This window comes from Polynucleobacter asymbioticus QLW-P1DMWA-1 (assembly GCF_000016345.1).
Classification (GTDB): domain Bacteria; phylum Pseudomonadota; class Gammaproteobacteria; order Burkholderiales; family Burkholderiaceae; genus Polynucleobacter; species Polynucleobacter asymbioticus.
The window spans coordinates 1411597-1428036 of the sequence record NC_009379.1; the positions used below are offsets into that span (position 1 = coordinate 1411597).

The window sequence follows — 16440 nt, forward strand, 5'->3', positions numbered from 1 at the left end:
TTTATGCTAGCAACTTTAAAGCGCTTAAGAAGGTTTTATACACACCCCAAGCAAGTGGAACTCCAACGGCAGCCCAAGCTAAGTAAACAGCTGCGGCAGAAGTATGCTCATTACCACCCGCGCCTTTAACCACTGAATCAAGCGCTTTCTCATGGGCCAGCTTTTTCTCTTCAGCTAGTTCAGTATCAGTCATAAACCACTTATCGGCCACTGGACGAATCATCAAATTACAAATTAATCCAATCGCCAGCATGCCCACCAAGATATACATCGTTTGGTTGTATACCTGTGCACGTGGTAAGCCCAAGCTCAACTGATAGTCGCGCATGTAATTCACTACAACTGGACCCAAGATGCCGGCAGTAGCCCATGCAGTTAACAAGCGACCATGAATTGCCCCTACCATTTGCGTACCAAACAGGTCGGCAAGATATGCAGGAACGGTTGCAAAGCCGCCGCCATACATACTCAAGATGATGCAGAAGGCACCAACAAATAAGTGCAGATTGCCAGCTGCCGCGCTGCTTGGAATACTGAAGTAAAGAACGCCACCCAGCACAAAGAAAATAATGTAGGTGAGCTTACGACCTAACTTGTCAGACAAACTGGCCCAGAAGAAGCGACCGCCAATGTTAAAGAGGCTCAACAATGCAGTAAAACCAGCCGCAACACCTGCAATAGCAGTGAGCTGAGTCTTATCAAGCTCTGTGAAAGTTTGAGTAACGCCAATCAAGCTACCTGCAAATACTTCTTGCAACATTGGTGAAGCCATACCAATCACCCCAATACCAGCAGAAACGTTCATGCAGAGAACCATCCATACCAACCAGAACTGTGGAATGCCCCATACTTTTTTAACGTTTACACTACGGCTCGTAATCATGGCGTTATTGGCTTGACTTGCTGGTGGAGTCCAACCAGCGGGCTTCCAGTCACTAGCCGGAATGCGGTAACCAAATGCACCAGCCATCATGTAAACAAAGTAACCCAATGCCATTACAACAAATGTTTGCGCCACACCAACACTGGTTGGGGTAGCAAAATACTTCATGAGGTTTGCGGCTAGTGGTGAACCAATCATCGCACCGCCACCAAAGCCCATAATCGCCATACCCGTTGCCATACCGCGACGGTCTGGAAACCATTTAATCAATGTGGACACTGGAGAGATATAGCCAAGACCCAAGCCGATACCACCAATCACACCTGAACCCAGAATCATCATCCAAAACTGATGGAGATAAACCCCCAATGCTGAGAACAGCATGCCGCCGCACCAACAGAATGCAGCAACAACGCCGGCTTTACGTGGGCCTGCACGCTCTAACCAGCCACCCCAAAGGGCAGCAGAAGAACCAAGCAGCACAAAAAACATGGTGTACATCCAACCAAGCGTAGATATTTGCCAATCGCAGCTAGTTGTAAAGAGTTGTGCAAAGAAACCAACATCAGCAGCACATTTAATGGCTTCTGTACCACCCTGCGAAACTCCTAAGGCTTTGGATAATGGCAGCCAGAATACGGAGAAGCCATACGCCATACCAATGCACAAATGTATTGCTAGTGCCGCTGGTGGAACAAGCCAGCGATTAAAGCCTGGGCCTGCAATAGTGCGTTCTTTATCTAATAGATGAAACATACTGCCTCCTTTTTTATTGCTGCTTTTTTGACTACTTTTATAACCACCCTGCAATTTGACGATTTAAGCTAATAGCTTTGTACCCAGGTGTCTCACTAGAGTAGCTACGAATTTTTCGAATCAGCTTTGATGCCTCAGATTGAGCCAACATCTCTTTTTTCATGGCCACAAAGAACACCTCATCTCTTAAGGGGATGAATCCCAAGCCATTTTCAATTGCGATATTTTTAACCCCAAGACCGACATCCGCCTTTCCAGCCAGAATGGCATTAGCCACTGCCGAGTGCGTGAACTCTTCTTGCAAATAGCCATTGATCTCAGATGGAGCAATATCTTCGATGAGCAATAAGGTATCGAATAGCAATCTTGTACCTGAGCCGATTTGACGGTTAATAAAGCGCACCTTACGATTAACCAAGTCATAAATAGTTCGGATATTGAGCGGGTTGCCCTTCTTAACCATTAAACCCTGAACGCGTCTCATTACTGGAAATATTTCAATATCATTTTTCGACAAACGATGATGTATTGCTTTGGAGCTCTTTTCGTCGGAGACGTGATATCCAGCTATATGTGCTTCGTTGTTAAGCAACCTCTCTAATGACTCGCCTGATCCTGCGATTTTTAAATCAATACCCTTTACCTCGCCAACTGCTTTTTGAATAATCGAGTCACTGCTGGATAAAAATTTCCACTTAACACTCTCAGTTTTTTGGAATTTTTTTATTTCCTTGAGTAATATATTCTGATGCATTTGCCCTGAATCTCTGTAGCCAACTTGCATTTGATGAATAAATTGAATTAAAAAAACTCCAAACTCAGTTAACTTTGATCCATGCCCTTTAGTTCGTACAACTAGTGGAATGCCCAAAGCATCCTCAGCCTCATTTAATTTTCCCCAAGCCCCGCGGTAAGACATCTCTGATTTTTTGCTTGCCTCCACCAATGAGGAACCATTGCCGATATCGTCCAGTAACCGGGCAAGCCAATTAAGGTCGATGGAGTTTTTACCCCCAAGCGAGTCTTTAAACACAAGTATTGGACAAACTTCAATTTGCATATGTAATTTTTTGCATATTCAAGTGGTTAAAAGATATATGCGATGATATTAACTTAATTAATCATTTGGTGCACTCCATGAAGAAACTTCTCTCCACCCTCTTTTCAAGCATTCTGATTGCTGCCACTCTCGCTAGTCCGATTGCCTTAGCGCAAGAAAAAAGCATCGTCGTCTCCTCAACCACATCTACTGAGCAATCCGGATTATTTGGTTATATCCTGCCTATTTTTAAAATGAAATCTGGTATCGATGTCAAAGTAGTAGCCGTTGGAACTGGGCAAGCATTAGATATTGGACGTCGAGGTGATGCAGATGTTGTCTTTGTTCATGACAAGCCTGCCGAAGAAATTTTTGTAAAAGAAGGTTATTCAACTAAACGCTATGAGGTGATGTATAACGACTTCATTTTGATTGGGCCGAAATCAGATCCAGCAAAAATTGGTGGTGGAAAAGACATTCAAGCGGCGTTTCAGAAGATATCCGCTGCTCAAGCACCATTTATTTCTCGCGGCGATAAAAGCGGCACGAATGCTGCCGAACTACGCTACTGGAAAGATGCTGGGATTGCCGTTACACCGAACCAATCTTGGTACAAAGAGACTGGGTCAGGTATGGGTCCCGCTCTAAATACCGCCTCAGCCATGAATGGCTACATTCTTGCAGACAGAGGAACTTGGCTTAGCTTCAAAAACCGCGGTGATTTAGTCATTCTGGTTCAGGGGGATCCTAAGCTTTTCAATCAGTATGGTGTGATGCTGGTGAATCCAGCGAAGTTCCCCAACGTAAAGAAAGTGGAAGGCCAAGCATTTATTGACTGGTTGATCTCTAAGGGCGGACAAGACGTCATTGCTAGCTACAAGATTGATGGAGAACAGCTCTTCTTTCCAAATGCTGGAAAATGAATTAATTAAATCAATCTAGACGGAGAACTCATGGAACTTAAGGTCAAACTTAGCGCTCGTAATACCCTCAACGGAAAAGTAGTTGAACTCAAAATGGGTCAAACCACCTCACACGTTAAGTTGGATATTGGCGGGGGTCATATTGTGACAGCCTCTATCACCAATGAAGCGGTAGATGAGCTTGGACTCAAGGTAGACGATCAAGCCTGGGCAGTGATTAAAGCTTCTGATGTCATGATTGCCAAAAGCGCTTAATTACTCAGGTTTTGCCCATTAAAAAAGCCCGCGTTAGCGGGCTTCTTATTTTCACTGGAATAAGTCCCAGCAAGAATGCTAATTACTTCTTAGGAGTTGCAAAGCCGATAACAGTATCGTCAACATACTCAACGATTACGTCATCACCAACTTTGAATTTCTCAAGACCGAGAACGCTTGGGTCAACTTTAACTTTTTGTTTCTCGCCGCTTGGTAATGTAAATGTTACAAGACGTGTTTTTGTATCAATCGTATCGATTTTTACGGATGCGTAAACAGTTTCAGTAACTTCTTCAAATGGCTTAGCAGCGCCTTTGCCAGCAAGCACTACAGAGCGAACACCAGAAACACCTGGCTTAGCACCTTTAGGAGCAGCAGTCAGACCAACTGCAATCGCTTGTGCGTTTTCAACCAAAAATACGTCACCTTTTTTAACTTTGTCCAAATCATTTACTGATTTAGCAACGTTCATTTGCGCCAAATTACCGTTTGCATCTTTCAATACAACAGTACGTTTTTTAACGTCAACAGAGTCAACAGTTGCAGACAATACAACTACTTCAGCAGCTAAAGGCAACATTTTTGCAGGCATTTGAGCAAATGCTGAAACAGCAAAAGAAAGGCCAATAACGGCGAATAAACCAGCGAGTAAAGATTTCTTCAAGATAACTCCTAGATAAATGAAGGATTGGATATGGGCCTTAACCAGCGCCTCGCAATCATTGTAACCATGCCAGAATCATTTAATCTGGCTTATTTGGTAAATTAGCCTTATACATTCCGAATAAGCCACTGCTAAACTCTAAGTCATTGAAATTATTAGAAATAATTACCCTACCCTGGTCTCAAGCTTGCACCCTAGCCTACCCCATCCGCGAGGAGGTATTTATTCGGGAGCAGGGAGTACCGCATGAGCTTGAAGTCGATGAGCAGGATGAGGCTGCAATGCACGCACTGGCCTATCAAAATGGGCATTGCGTAGGTACTGCTAGATTGGTGAGTCTTGGGAATCAATCTATGCAAATTGGCCGCATGGCAGTCTTAGCTAAATATCGAGGAAATGGCATTGGTCAGCGCATTTTAAAAGAGTTAATTCAGCTCGCTAAAACGCAAGGCTCCACTTCAATCATTCTGCATGCCCAGATAACTGCCATCGCCTTTTATGAAAAACTTGGTTTTCTTCCAGAAGGTCCAGAGTATCAAGAGGCGGGTATTGCTCATCGTAATATGATTCTTCTACTGTCCGCATAACTTGATTGCCCTACGAATTCGCTGATCGCCATGACATCACCTACTACTCCCTTTCCCTACGTTCATCGTGTCTGTTACGCGGATACCGATGCTGCTGGCTTTATTTATCACGGCCGCTATCTCGATATCTTTGAACGTAGTCGCGCTGAATGGTTGGCTCAACGTGACCTGAGCCCTACTAAGCTCATCAATGAATTCGGTATCTTGCTCCCGGTACGAGAACTCTCTATGCACTTTCACAAGCCTGGCCGTCTTGACGACATCCTCTATATCAACCAAGTCATTGAGCAACGTAGACGCACACATGTTGCTGTCAAGCAAACCGCTCAGCGCAAGGTTGTCGGCGCCGATACTGAGGAGCTAGAAGTGATCGCTAGCGCTTTAATCAATATCGTTTGTTTAGACTCTACTACTCTCAAACCAAAAGCATTTCCCGATTGGTTATTTCTTGCAGAATAAAAAGGTGCCCCATGTCCGACGGAAAATTATTAAACTTTGTTAAGGGCTTCAGTCTTTTATTAGAAGAAAAGCCTAGTGAAGAGATCATCTTTACTCGAGGCAAAAAACTGCTAGAGACCCTGATCTCAGCGGATGATTGGTTGCCAGAAGAATTTACTAAACCCCATCCTCAGTATTACCAACAATACTTGCTCTTTGCCGATCCATTAGACCGCTTTTCGATTGTGAGCTTTGTATGGGGTCCTGGCCAAAAGACGCCTGTTCACAATCACACTGTTTGGGGCATGATCGGGCAACTGCGTGGCGAAGAAAAAGGAACACCCTATTATTTTCAGGCAGATGGCAGTCTTAAAGCTGGTATGGGTAGCGTTTCACCTCCAGGGCACGTTGATACAGTCTCACCTAATACACACGATATTCATGTAGTAGAGAACACTTTGACCGACAAAACTTCAATCAGCATCCATGTATACGGTGGAAATATTGCTCGTATCCATCGCTCTGTATTCGATCCACTGACCGGCGCAGAGAAGTCCTTTATCTCGGGATACGCAAATACGGTTGTTCCAAACTTATGGAATCCCGCGTAATTCACTAGCTTTTTGGCGCAATGGCTTAAAATAGAGGTTCTTACTGCAAACGCTTTAGCGTAGCAGCTCACCCCATTGACCGGGATAGTCGTTTAATTGAATACGGGTCAATACATTATTGGCCCCTATGTTATTTACTGATCTCGGTTTATCTGAACCCATTCTTCGCGCCATTGCAGAAGAGGGTTACACCAGCCCCACCCCCATTCAAGCAAAATCCATTCCTGCAGTACTCAAGGGCGGAGATCTCTTAGCTGCAGCACAAACTGGCACAGGCAAGACTGCTGGCTTTACGCTTCCTATATTGCAACGCCTAAGCTCTATCAAGGCAAGCTCAGGAAAGCGTGTGTTGCGCGTTCTGATTTTGACTCCTACACGTGAGTTAGCAGCCCAAGTACAAGAATCCGTCGTTACTTATGGCAAGTACACCGGCTTAAAGTCAACAGTCATTTTTGGTGGCGTTGGTGCAAATCCCCAAATCAAAGCCATTGCAGCAGGTCTTGATATTTTGGTTGCTACCCCAGGTCGCTTGCTAGATCTCATGTCTCAAAAATGTGTTTCACTGAACGATATTGAGATCTTGGTTTTAGATGAAGCGGATCGCATGCTAGACATGGGCTTCTTGCGCGATATTAAAAAGATATTGGCTGCGTTGCCTAAGCAACGTCAAAACCTCCTGTTCTCAGCAACCTTCTCTACTGAAATTAAAGCGCTTGCCGATGGCCTATTGAATAAGCCTGAGCTCATTGAAGTGGCGCGAAGTAATAGTGCTAATGAAGCTATTGCACAATTGATTCATCCAGTCGATAGAAATCAAAAACATCCTTTGCTGGCTCATTTGATCAAGTCCAACGACTGGAAACAAGTTCTTGTATTTACGCGCACCAAGCATGGAGCCAATAAGCTAGTTACTCAGTTAGAAAAAGATGGCATTACGAGCATGGCGATTCACGGCAATAAAAGCCAAACCGCACGCACTAAAGCTTTGGCAGATTTCAAGGCAGGAAAGCTCACAGCATTGGTGGCTACCGATATCGCTGCACGCGGAATCGATATCGACCAACTACCCCATGTGGTGAACTACGATTTGCCAAATGTTTCTGAAGACTATGTGCATCGTATTGGCCGTACCGGACGCGCTGGCTCAAATGGTGTTGCAGTATCTCTAGTCTGCGTAGACGAACATCAAATGCTTAGAGATATCGAAAAACTCATTAAGCAAAAATTACCGCAAGAAGTTATTGCAGGTTTTGAGCCTGATCCGAATGCAATTGCTCAGCCTATTCAGTTGCGTAGCCAACAACATCAACAATCCAGAAGGCCAAAAGTAGCAGGATCTGGTGGCGCACCAGCCAAAAAGGCCCCCGCTAAACGCAGCAGCCCACCTAAAAGATCATTTAACCGCTAATCGCTTAGCTAAAATATCCCTCACTGTTTAAATAAACATACCGGAAATACCATGACTACTACCCGCCGCTCAGCCCTAAAAACAATTGCCGGAGCTTTGGCTATTCCTGCGCTATCGCCTATCTCTTCTGTATTTGCGCAAGCACCTGTCGGATGGACTACTTACGAAATCGTAACCGAAGTGAATTTAGAGTCGCCAAATGGGGCTGCAGAATCTTGGATTCCATTACCCCTGGTATTGGACACTAATTACTTCCAAACATTAGCCATCAGATCTGAAGCAAGCGATCCTAAAGCAGTAAACCAAATTTACGAGACGCCAGATAAACAAGCGCGCATGCTTTGGACTAAATGGGATAAATCTGCAACAAACCATAGTGTCAAAGTTTCTATCTTGGTAAGTACATTCAACCGCCATTTAGAAATGGCCCCCCCTAGCCCTGCACTAAAGCTCTCAAGAGAAGATCAGCGTTTTTGGACTCGATCTACAAAATACCTTCCCACTGATGGCATTGTGAAAACTAAATCACAGGAAGCGCTTGCTAATACCCCTGCAAATGCTACTGATGTAGAAAAAGCAAAAGCCATCTACAACTGGGTTGTAGATAACACTCATCGTGATCCTAAAACTCGCGGTTGCGGTCAAGGTGATGTGAAGTTGATGCTGGAAACCAATAATCTGGGAGGCAAGTGTGCCGATATCAATGCTGTCTTTGTCGCCTTAGCGCGTTCAGCTGGTATTCCAGCCCGTGATGTCTACGGTATTCGTATTGCCGATTCTGCACGTGGCTATAAGAGCCTTGGTAAATCAGGCGATATCACCAAAGCACAGCACTGCCGCGCAGAGTTCTATGCAAATGGTTATGGTTGGGTTCCAGTCGATCCAGCAGACGTTCGTAAAGTGATCTTAGAAGAAACAGGTGGCTTGGCAGTGAACGACCCTAAAGTATTGGCGATTCGTGAGTACTTATTTGGCAACTGGGAAATGAATTGGATGGCATACAACTATGATCACGATATTGCATTGCCAGGATCCAAGCTAGGCAGCAAAGGTGATATTCCTTTCTTGATGTACCCACAAGCAGAAAATACTGAAGGTCGCTTTGATTCACTAGACCCAGATAATTTCAAATACAAAATTACTAGCCGTCGGATCGGTTAATGATTCTCTATGATTGAATGGCTTGAGCATGACCATCATCAATAAGCCAGCATTACGTTTTTTTCTAGCGCTGGCTTTTGTTTTGAATGTCACCATCAGCAATGAGGCTGTTGCACAATGGCGCCCAGCTTCTGAGGCAGGTCTGACCCAAGCCCCACCACTGCAACTCAATAACCTGGCAGGCAAAGCGGTCGACCTTAACGCTTTAAAAGGCAAGGTCGTTATAGTCAATTTCTGGGCGAGCTGGTGTGAACCTTGTCGTGAAGAGTTTTTTGAGCTCATTCAACTTCAAGAGAACTATCAAGCTAAAGGCTTAGTTGTTTTAGCGGTCAACCTAGCAGAAATGAAGCCTCGTATTACCCAGTTCCTCAAAGGCAATGGCTTGCCAGAAAATGGGATTGAGATTCTTCAAGATAGAAATAGTATTGCCTATAAATCCTGGAAAGCCCGCGGCCTGCCAACCTCATTTTTAGTTGGTAAAACGAGAAAAATTGAAGGCGTCTGGATCGGGGCGATTGAGAACGTCGATAGCAACGAGGTGAAGGGGAAGATTGAAGTCCTTTTGCGCCAATAAGACCATGCCTTCTGATACCCTTGCGGTATGAATACAGAAACACCTAGCAGCGAACCACGCCTGACCTCTCTCTCACATGGAGGGGGTTGTGGCTGCAAAATTGCCCCTGGCGTTCTTTCTGACATCTTGCAGAGTGTTCCGCAATTGCCTTTTCCAAAAGAATTACTCATTGGCATTGAAACTGCAGATGATGCTGCGGTTTATCAAATTAATGAATCGCAAGCAATTGTTGCAACAACAGATTTTTTCATGCCGATTGTGGATGACCCCTTCGACTTTGGAAAAATTGCTGCGACCAATGCGATTAGCGATATTTATGCGATGGGTGGCACACCCCTGTTTGCACTTGCATTAGTGGGTATGCCAATTAAAGTGCTATCCAATAAAACGATTGCTCGTATTTTAGAAGGTGGCGCTGAGGCCTGCCGTAGCGCTGGAATTCCAATTGCTGGTGGTCACACAATTGATTCAGTCGAGCCTATTTATGGCTTAGTCGCAATAGGCCTAGTAGATCCAAAGAATATAAAAAGCAATGCAAGCGCCCAAGCTGGCGATGTACTGATTTTAGGCAAGCCTCTTGGTGTCGGCATCTTATCTGCCGCCTTGAAAAAAGATTTGCTAGGACCCGAGGGATATCGCGAGATGATCGCCAACACGACCAAGCTCAATTCAGCAGGCCCTGAATTAGCTAAACTCTCGGGTGTTCATGCGCTAACTGATGTCACAGGCTTTGGTCTTGCGGGGCATACCCTGGAATTAGCAAAAGGATCTGGATGTACGGCCCATATCGACTGGAGCCAAGTTCCCCTACTTTCCAATGTGCAAACTTTGGCAGATGACGGCGTCATTACTGGCGCATCTGATCGTAATTGGGCAAGCTATGGTGACAAGATTGGTTTACCTGCAGATTTCACAATCGCGCAGCGTGCCTTGCTGACGGATCCTCAAACTAGCGGTGGCCTTCTGGTTTCCTGCAGTCCTGATAGCGTTCAAAATGTTTTAAATATCTTTAGCCAGCATCAATTTTTAGGCGCCCGCGTCATTGGGCAAATGAGCAAGCTACAAAATAAACATGTTGTGATCTCTGCTTAGGAACTTTCCCGCTTTACTCTTTTCTAGAGACAAGATAGCGAACACCCTGGGGGCCATACAACTCAGAATGAAGCTCTTCAAATCCAAGATGAAAGATGTCTCCTGAGAGATATTGCTTCCGGATTCCATTCACAACTAGTTCAATACTGCCCTCGATCACTAAAGCCTTTACTTCAAATGGATGGGTGTGGTCACCGAGCTGCCCTAGGGGCTCACGTTTCACCTCAAGAGGCTCTGGATATCCATCCTGATGCAGCATAGAAATAAATTGTGCTATGTTCATGCTATCACTTTAGCTTGGATATACGCTATTTGCACAAAGAGAATACTGGGGTATACATGACTATTAGGGTGCTGGGTTTAATTGAGCTCCAAGATCAATCGGCCTTTGAGCTTTACCGCGCTCAGGTTGGCAACACCGTTGAGCTTTATCAAGGCTCCATACAATCTCGAGGAACCGTTACTGAAATATTTTGGAACGAGCTATGCTGCGGTGCCTTTAGTGCATTTGTGGAATTACATTTCCCCACTCAAGCACTAGCTCATGCTTGGGCACATAGCCCTGAATACCAAGCGCTTGTATCGATTCGCAACAAAGCAATGAAGCTCACTCTTTTTGGGGTTGCAATATAAATTGGCGTAAAAAAAGCCTAGCTCGTATAAAGCTAGGCTTAGAAATCAATAGTCTAAAAATTACTTCTTAGCTTCCATTGCTTCTTTTGTAGCAGTAATCTCTTTACGGCGTTCTTTGCATGCACCAGCAATTTCTTGCAAGGCCTTACGAGCACGTGCTGCTGATGCCTTAATACCTTTTTCAATGAACTTTTCGTTCTCCGCTTTGTATGCTTCAAATGCGGCCAACAATGTATCGTGTTGTGACATCTTGTCTCCTATTAATCGAATAAATATACTTACCAACAACGAAATCAGTATATCCCCATAAAAAGTCCAGAAAATCGTCTGTTAAATCAGGGATAACTCTTAGAAAGCCTAGTTCGGCCAAAATAAGAGAATTAAACGAAATCCAACAAAAATACCCAAAATGATCAGAAATATCCTCGTTTTTATCGCTGCAGGACTCTTTTCGTTGGTGGCGCTTGCCCAAAATACCTCTTGGCCGGCCCCAAATCGCCCTATTACCTTTATTAACCCCTTCCCCCCAGGTGGGGCAGTCGACGCTTTTGGTCGCCCCTTGGCCAAGCAGCTTTCCACCCAGTTAAACGACTCTATTGTTGTCGACAATCGTGGTGGTGCTGGCGGAACCTTAGGCGCGGCCGTAGCTGCAAAAATGGCACCTGATGGATATACCTGGCTACTGGGCGCAGTTCATCACTCCATCGCACCGAGTATGTATACGAATTTATCGTATGACATCACCAAAGATTTTGAACCGATTGCCATCATCGGAAGCGTTCCTCATGTGATTGTTGTCAATCCTAATAAATTTCCAAAAAATGATTTGAAATCCATCATCGAAGAGATTCGAAAAAACCCAGGTAAATATAACTATGCATCTACCGGTAATGGCACATCTCAACATTTAACTGGCGAACTGTTTAAGATGAATAATAAATTGTTCATCACCCATATTCCCTATCGTGGCACCGGTCCAGCATTGCAAGATGTTGTCGCGGGTCAAGTCGACATGATGTTTGATACCCTGGCTGGCGCTGCCCCATTTATTAAAAGCGGACAGCTCATCGCCGTCGCTGTCGCAAGCAACAAACGTAGCGAAGCCTTTCCGAATGTACCCACCGCGCAAGAGCTAGGGATCTCAAATTTTGTGGTCTCCAGTTGGTACGCGCTTTGGGCGATTAAGGGCACTCCAAAAGATATCGTTGATAAAATGAGTGCAGAGGTTCAAATAGCCTTAGCCTCACCTGAGATCAAAGAGCGCTGGGCAAGTATGGGTGCAACAGTTCCTAAAATGACTCGACCAGAGTTAACGAATTACATCAATCAAGAAATCACTCGTTGGCGAGAGGTTGTAAAACAATCCGGTGCTAAGTTGGATTAATCGGCTGGAATAATTTAAAAAATAATTAAAGAGACAGTATGAGTATTCAAACTAAAGACTATGCTTTTGTGCGCAATAAACTTCTCAATAAAGAAGAGATTGCATTACTAGATGTTCGAGAGGAAGATCCTCACGCTCAGGAACACCCTTTATTTGCCGCTAATCTCCCACTCGCTCGCATTGAAATTGATGCATTTGGAAAGTTGCCAAAAAAGAATATCTCGATAGTTACTCTTGATGATGGTGAGGGCTATTCCTTGCTAGCAGCACAAAAACTTATTGACCTTGGGTATAGCGATGTCTCCATTTTTGTAGGTGGAGTACAGGGCTGGAAAGCGGCAGGTGGCGAAGTATTTAAAGACGTCAACGTCCCCAGCAAGTCCTTTGGTGAGCTAGTTGAGACTAAACGCCACACACCCTCCTTATCGGCTCAAGAAGTAAAGCAGTTGATTGATGCAAAAGAGGATGTCGTAGTCGTAGATGTACGACGCTTTGATGAATACAACACCATGAGCATTCCAACTGGTATCAGCGTTCCTGGTGCAGAGCTTGTACTTCGCCTCCCCGAATTAGTACCCAACCCTAAAACTAAGATCATCGTCAATTGCGCTGGCAGAACGCGCAGCATTATTGGTACCCAATCTTTAATTAACGCTGGAATACCGAATGAAGTAAATGCTTTGCGTAATGGGACGATTGGTTGGACTTTAGCTGGACAAGAGCTTGATAAAGGACAAACTCGCAAATTTACAGAGGTAGATTCGGGTACTGCAAAAGAAGCAGCAGAGCGATCACGCAGCGTTGCTGATCGAGCTGGCGTGAAACGCGCAAGTATTGCTGACCTAGACATATGGAAGACGCAATCTGATCGCACCACCTACTTTTTTGATACCCGCACTCCCGAAGAATATGAAGCTGGCCATCTTCCTGGCTTTCGCTCTGTTCCAGGCGGCCAGCTAGTTCAAGAAACAGAAATGGTTGCTCCAGTTCGAGGTGCGCGTATTGTTTTGACAGATCCAAGCAATGGCGTACGTGCCAATATGCCAGCATCTTGGTTGGCGCAAATGGCATGGGATGTGTATGTGCTCGACGATATTAAAGCTTCTGAGCTTACTGAAAAAGGTTTATGGAATCCACCGCTTCCCCCTCTGCCCACGGTAGAGACTGTCGATGCACAAACCTTATCTGCTTGGCTAAAACTGGATAGCAATACGATCGTAGTGGATTTCAGTACTCACGCTCATTATGTCAAAGGCCATATCCCTGGAAGTTGGTATGCCTTACGTTCACAACTTGCCGATGCAGTCGAAAAAATTCCGCAAGTCGATCGTTACGTACTAACGAGCACCCCAAACCAATTGAGCTATTTTGTCGCGCAAGAATTGAAAGCGCTAACTAAATCAGATGTTGTGGTTTTAGAGGGTGGGAACGGAGCATGGTTGGCAGCAGGGCTAGAGCTAGAAAAAGGGCCTAGTCACTTAGCCTCATCTCCTTTAGATCGCTATAAACGTCCCTATGAGGGGACTAGCGTAGATCCTGCAGCAATGCAGGCATATCTTGATTGGGAGTTTGGTTTGGTAGAACAACTAGGCAAGGATGGAACCCATCACTTTTGGGTTCTTTAAATCCTTGCCTTAGCTTTATTGATCAGCCAATCTTATTGCGCAAAATACCGATGCCGGTGATATTAGTTTCCATCATATCGCCCGGCTTCATGAACTCTTGAGGAGTTCTTCCGGCACCTACACCAGAAGGTGTGCCAGTGGCGATAATATCGCCAGGCAATAAAGTCAGACCACGAGAAAGTTCAGCAATAATGGCGGGGATTTTGAAATACATCTGCTTATAGCTGGCGTTTTGTTTTTCTACACCATTCACACTGCAAATAATGCGTGTGTCATCCAAATTCACTCCGCCCGCAGTCACAACCCATGGGCCCATAGGTCCATGGCCATCCAAACTCTTACCCTTAAACCACTGACCGGACTGACGCTTTTGCTGAATATCGCGCGCAGTGGTGTCGTTATAAGCTGAATAACCAAAGACATAATCCATTGCATTTTCTTCCGAGATATTTTTTCCCTTCTTGCCAATGACGACAGCCAGCTCTGCTTCCCAGTCAATCATGGTAGAGATACCAGCATCATAAGGAATGTTGTCGAATGGCCCATTCATTGTTTGAGTGCCCTTAGTGAAAAGCACGGGTACCTTTGGATACTCTTTAACCGCAGTATCAGCGCGATGCTTTAGGCCTTCTTCAAAATGATCTAAGTAATTCCAACCTACGCAGTAAATATTGGCTTGAGGCTTAGGAATGGGTGATAACAAGATCACTTGGTTTACGTTTGCTAAATTGGATCCACGATTTTTAAAGATCGCAGCTAATTGAAGTAAGCCTTGATTGCCTGAACCCGCCAAAGAAATCATTGAAGTAGGATCAAACGTCAGTTGTATTTTTTGGCGTGCAGCTTCAGCTGGGATATCCACTACTAAGCCATCATTAGTGACTAAACCTAATCTGGAACTTGCGCCCATCCTTGGTAAATAGTTGGCAACTCGGAAACCTGCCTTGCCAGTTAATGGCTCAACCACAATAGGTTGACGCTCATCTGGAGCAGCAACAGCATTAGAAATGAGCATGCCACTCAAGGCAGCGGATGCACCCAATTTCAGTGCATCTCTTCGATTTGTATCCACAGCGTCTCCTTAAAGAATATCAATTTATTTTTAGTCGTTCTTTCTAGAACAATCTGCCATAAATATTAATACGAAATGAGAGTCTTGGGCAGAATACTGAAAACTTCGCTATGCTTAGGCGATGCCTTATATTCGCCTGATGACCTACGCCCTAATCGTATTGGGGCTTTGCGCCTGTGAGCGAGATACCTACACCACCTGGAACTGCAGCACACCAGCCGAGGCCAAAATACCAATGGTGCTAAAAAAGGCTCAAATGGAATTTAAAGGAGCTCGCTCAGACTATTGCGGAAGTTTGGGAACCCAAAGCTACTTTGCCCCTAAATGCTCAGCTCAGACTGAACAATCCCCTATTATCTTCACTCCGTCTTCAGGATTACTGATAAATGATGGCCAAGAATATCAATGCACAGCCCTTTAGCTTGTGAACTATTGCCAGCCTGAATTCATGAACAGATTAAGCCCTAAAAAGTTATTGCTCACAAAATGGACTGCGGTGAAACCGATCGCCAAGCAAAAGCATTTTTTGGTTAGTAAAGTGATTCTTCCAGAGCCGCCCAATGAAAAGATTGAGTGGGTAGAAATTGAGGCAGTCTTCACCAAGCAAGTTACCCAAATTGCATGGCGTGAACTCACTGATAGTTCACTTTGGCTACAGGGCTGGAAATAAAAAACCGCCCTAGTACAACAAGGCGGTTTTATTGGTTTGAGAAGAGATTAATCGCTCTTCTTTTTTGATCCTGGAGATTTTTTTACTAAATCATCAATGTTTTTTTCAGCCGCTTCTGCCACTTGATTCACGATGCGACGCCCCTCTTTAAACATCTTTTGGCCGGTAGCAGACATTTCATTCACAACCTTTGATAACTTATCAGCATGGGCTGGGACCTTGCTCTCCGCGTCTTCCAGCCAATTTACTAATGAATGGCGAACTTTCTCAAGATGCTTTTCAGTCTCATCCGCAGCGCTTTCACCAATATCTTTTAAGACAGACTTCACTTTCTTTTGATAAGCTGCTGCGCGCTTGGCAGCTTCTTTTGTAGCTTCTTGCTGTAAGTCTTTTAGAGTATTGAGATCATTCTTAGCGGCAGATTTAGCGCTATCTAATGCATTTTTAATACCCCACTCAATTTCTGCAACATGATGTTCACTTAACTGCTTAGCTGCATCCAATAACTTGTGGGAGTAATCAAACAACTCCTTGGCTTTCTCTTGTTGCCATTTTTGAAAATCTTTCGCATCCATTTTTACGCTCCTGTAAATATAGGGTTGATGAGGTTTCTCCTATTAACTCTATACCGAAATAGCCAAACTGCCAATTCCCCCGAATTCCAG

Annotated in this window: 21 protein-coding genes; 14 read left to right on the top strand and 7 right to left on the bottom strand. The window is 44.6% G+C overall.

Annotated elements, in window-relative coordinates; genetic code table 11:
• Window position 1: 1 nt before the first annotated feature.
• Both PNUC_RS06995 and PNUC_RS07000 read right to left on the bottom strand, forming a co-directional pair.
• On the bottom strand, window positions 2-1639 hold the full coding sequence (locus tag PNUC_RS06995; protein ID WP_011903173.1) for an OFA family MFS transporter: 1638 nt from the start codon (window positions 1637-1639) through the stop codon (window positions 2-4).
• Between the two features lie 37 nt (window positions 1640-1676).
• Complete coding sequence (locus tag PNUC_RS07000; RefSeq protein WP_011903174.1) at window positions 1677-2699, bottom strand: substrate-binding domain-containing protein; 1023 nt, start codon at window positions 2697-2699, stop codon at window positions 1677-1679.
• 77 nt (window positions 2700-2776) lie between these two features.
• Here PNUC_RS07000 and PNUC_RS07005 point away from each other — a divergent pair, with 77 nt between their 5' ends.
• Window positions 2777-3601: a substrate-binding domain-containing protein gene (locus PNUC_RS07005; protein WP_011903175.1), complete on the top strand. Its 825-nt coding sequence runs from the start codon at window positions 2777-2779 to the stop codon at window positions 3599-3601.
• 30 nt (window positions 3602-3631) lie between these two features.
• Window positions 3632-3856 (top strand): TOBE domain-containing protein, encoded by a 225-nt coding sequence (locus tag PNUC_RS07010; protein WP_011903176.1) that lies wholly within the window; start codon window positions 3632-3634, stop codon window positions 3854-3856.
• Window positions 3857-3938: 82 nt separating this feature from the next.
• On the opposite strand, the gene PNUC_RS07015 is transcribed toward PNUC_RS07010, so the two are convergent.
• The gene (locus PNUC_RS07015; protein WP_011903177.1) at window positions 3939-4520 is read right to left on the bottom strand and encodes a hypothetical protein; all 582 of its coding nucleotides are present in this window, start codon (window positions 4518-4520) and stop codon (window positions 3939-3941) included.
• 146 nt (window positions 4521-4666) lie between these two features.
• Between PNUC_RS07015 and PNUC_RS07020 the strand changes: the two genes are divergently transcribed.
• From PNUC_RS07020 to selD, 7 genes are all read left to right on the top strand, one after another.
• A complete protein-coding gene (locus tag PNUC_RS07020; protein ID WP_011903178.1) occupies window positions 4667-5107 on the top strand; it encodes a GNAT family N-acetyltransferase in 441 nt (146 codons plus the stop codon).
• Between the two features lie 30 nt (window positions 5108-5137).
• Complete coding sequence (locus PNUC_RS07025) at window positions 5138-5566, top strand: hotdog domain-containing protein (protein ID WP_011903179.1); 429 nt, start codon at window positions 5138-5140, stop codon at window positions 5564-5566.
• A gap of 11 nt (window positions 5567-5577) precedes the next feature.
• On the top strand, window positions 5578-6156 hold the full coding sequence (locus PNUC_RS07030) for a cysteine dioxygenase family protein (RefSeq protein ID WP_011903180.1): 579 nt from the start codon (window positions 5578-5580) through the stop codon (window positions 6154-6156).
• Between the two features lie 127 nt (window positions 6157-6283).
• Complete coding sequence (locus PNUC_RS07035) at window positions 6284-7564, top strand: DEAD/DEAH box helicase (RefSeq protein WP_011903181.1); 1281 nt, start codon at window positions 6284-6286, stop codon at window positions 7562-7564.
• A 51-nt stretch (window positions 7565-7615) separates the two neighbouring features.
• Window positions 7616-8725: a transglutaminase-like domain-containing protein gene (locus tag PNUC_RS07040; protein WP_011903182.1), complete on the top strand. Its 1110-nt coding sequence runs from the start codon at window positions 7616-7618 to the stop codon at window positions 8723-8725.
• A 28-nt stretch (window positions 8726-8753) separates the two neighbouring features.
• A complete protein-coding gene (locus PNUC_RS07045; protein WP_011903183.1) occupies window positions 8754-9299 on the top strand; it encodes a TlpA family protein disulfide reductase in 546 nt (181 codons plus the stop codon).
• A 27-nt stretch (window positions 9300-9326) separates the two neighbouring features.
• On the top strand, window positions 9327-10391 hold the full coding sequence (gene selD, locus PNUC_RS07050; protein WP_011903184.1) for a selenide, water dikinase SelD: 1065 nt from the start codon (window positions 9327-9329) through the stop codon (window positions 10389-10391).
• Window positions 10392-10404: 13 nt separating this feature from the next.
• Here selD and PNUC_RS07055 read toward each other — a convergent pair whose 3' ends face one another.
• A complete protein-coding gene (locus PNUC_RS07055; protein ID WP_011903185.1) occupies window positions 10405-10674 on the bottom strand; it encodes a cupin domain-containing protein in 270 nt (89 codons plus the stop codon).
• A gap of 56 nt (window positions 10675-10730) precedes the next feature.
• Here PNUC_RS07055 and PNUC_RS07060 point away from each other — a divergent pair, with 56 nt between their 5' ends.
• Window positions 10731-11024 carry a DUF1330 domain-containing protein gene (locus PNUC_RS07060; RefSeq protein WP_011903186.1) on the top strand — a complete coding sequence of 98 codons (294 nt, stop codon included), beginning with the start codon at window positions 10731-10733 and terminating at the stop codon, window positions 11022-11024.
• A 60-nt stretch (window positions 11025-11084) separates the two neighbouring features.
• Here the strand turns inward: PNUC_RS07060 and PNUC_RS07065 are convergent, their stop codons facing one another.
• A complete protein-coding gene (locus tag PNUC_RS07065; protein WP_011903187.1) occupies window positions 11085-11273 on the bottom strand; it encodes a hypothetical protein in 189 nt (62 codons plus the stop codon).
• Between the two features lie 160 nt (window positions 11274-11433).
• On the opposite strand from PNUC_RS07065, the gene PNUC_RS07070 reads away from it, so the two are divergent.
• Window positions 11434-12408: a Bug family tripartite tricarboxylate transporter substrate binding protein gene (locus tag PNUC_RS07070; protein ID WP_011903188.1), complete on the top strand. Its 975-nt coding sequence runs from the start codon at window positions 11434-11436 to the stop codon at window positions 12406-12408.
• Window positions 12409-12446: 38 nt separating this feature from the next.
• A complete protein-coding gene (locus PNUC_RS07075; protein ID WP_011903189.1) occupies window positions 12447-14033 on the top strand; it encodes a rhodanese homology domain-containing protein in 1587 nt (528 codons plus the stop codon).
• Window positions 14034-14055: 22 nt separating this feature from the next.
• On the opposite strand, the gene PNUC_RS07080 is transcribed toward PNUC_RS07075, so the two are convergent.
• Complete coding sequence (locus PNUC_RS07080) at window positions 14056-15105, bottom strand: fumarylacetoacetate hydrolase family protein (RefSeq protein WP_011903190.1); 1050 nt, start codon at window positions 15103-15105, stop codon at window positions 14056-14058.
• A gap of 139 nt (window positions 15106-15244) precedes the next feature.
• On the opposite strand from PNUC_RS07080, the gene PNUC_RS07085 reads away from it, so the two are divergent.
• Both PNUC_RS07085 and PNUC_RS07090 read left to right on the top strand, forming a co-directional pair.
• On the top strand, window positions 15245-15526 hold the full coding sequence (locus PNUC_RS07085; RefSeq protein WP_143070068.1) for a hypothetical protein: 282 nt from the start codon (window positions 15245-15247) through the stop codon (window positions 15524-15526).
• A gap of 27 nt (window positions 15527-15553) precedes the next feature.
• Window positions 15554-15775 carry a TIGR02450 family Trp-rich protein gene (locus PNUC_RS07090; protein ID WP_011903192.1) on the top strand — a complete coding sequence of 74 codons (222 nt, stop codon included), beginning with the start codon at window positions 15554-15556 and terminating at the stop codon, window positions 15773-15775.
• 47 nt (window positions 15776-15822) lie between these two features.
• Here the strand turns inward: PNUC_RS07090 and PNUC_RS07095 are convergent, their stop codons facing one another.
• Window positions 15823-16350 (bottom strand): hypothetical protein, encoded by a 528-nt coding sequence (locus PNUC_RS07095; protein ID WP_011903193.1) that lies wholly within the window; start codon window positions 16348-16350, stop codon window positions 15823-15825.
• Window positions 16351-16440: the final 90 nt, after the last annotated feature.

Bases quoted from the DNA above. Each gene is read 5' to 3' on its own strand.
- PNUC_RS06995 (WP_011903173.1), bottom strand. From the start codon at position 1,639: ATGTTTCATCTATTAGATAAAGAACGCACTATTGCAGGCCCAGGCTTT.
- PNUC_RS07045 (WP_011903183.1), top strand. From the start codon at position 8,754: ATGACCATCATCAATAAGCCAGCATTACGTTTTTTTCTAGCGCTGGCT.
- PNUC_RS07005 (WP_011903175.1), top strand. From the start codon at position 2,777: ATGAAGAAACTTCTCTCCACCCTCTTTTCAAGCATTCTGATTGCTGCC.
- PNUC_RS07025 (WP_011903179.1), top strand. From the start codon at position 5,138: ATGACATCACCTACTACTCCCTTTCCCTACGTTCATCGTGTCTGTTAC.
- PNUC_RS07090 (WP_011903192.1), top strand. From the start codon at position 15,554: ATGAACAGATTAAGCCCTAAAAAGTTATTGCTCACAAAATGGACTGCG.
- PNUC_RS07040 (WP_011903182.1), top strand. From the start codon at position 7,616: ATGACTACTACCCGCCGCTCAGCCCTAAAAACAATTGCCGGAGCTTTG.
- selD (WP_011903184.1), top strand. From the start codon at position 9,327: ATGAATACAGAAACACCTAGCAGCGAACCACGCCTGACCTCTCTCTCA.
- PNUC_RS07030 (WP_011903180.1), top strand. From the start codon at position 5,578: ATGTCCGACGGAAAATTATTAAACTTTGTTAAGGGCTTCAGTCTTTTA.
- PNUC_RS07075 (WP_011903189.1), top strand. From the start codon at position 12,447: ATGAGTATTCAAACTAAAGACTATGCTTTTGTGCGCAATAAACTTCTC.
- PNUC_RS07085 (WP_143070068.1), top strand. From the start codon at position 15,245: ATGACCTACGCCCTAATCGTATTGGGGCTTTGCGCCTGTGAGCGAGAT.
- PNUC_RS07010 (WP_011903176.1), top strand. From the start codon at position 3,632: ATGGAACTTAAGGTCAAACTTAGCGCTCGTAATACCCTCAACGGAAAA.
- PNUC_RS07065 (WP_011903187.1), bottom strand. From the start codon at position 11,273: ATGTCACAACACGATACATTGTTGGCCGCATTTGAAGCATACAAAGCG.
- PNUC_RS07095 (WP_011903193.1), bottom strand. From the start codon at position 16,350: ATGGATGCGAAAGATTTTCAAAAATGGCAACAAGAGAAAGCCAAGGAG.
- PNUC_RS07000 (WP_011903174.1), bottom strand. From the start codon at position 2,699: ATGCAAATTGAAGTTTGTCCAATACTTGTGTTTAAAGACTCGCTTGGG.
- PNUC_RS07070 (WP_011903188.1), top strand. From the start codon at position 11,434: ATGATCAGAAATATCCTCGTTTTTATCGCTGCAGGACTCTTTTCGTTG.
- PNUC_RS07060 (WP_011903186.1), top strand. From the start codon at position 10,731: ATGACTATTAGGGTGCTGGGTTTAATTGAGCTCCAAGATCAATCGGCC.
- PNUC_RS07055 (WP_011903185.1), bottom strand. From the start codon at position 10,674: ATGAACATAGCACAATTTATTTCTATGCTGCATCAGGATGGATATCCA.
- PNUC_RS07035 (WP_011903181.1), top strand. From the start codon at position 6,284: ATGTTATTTACTGATCTCGGTTTATCTGAACCCATTCTTCGCGCCATT.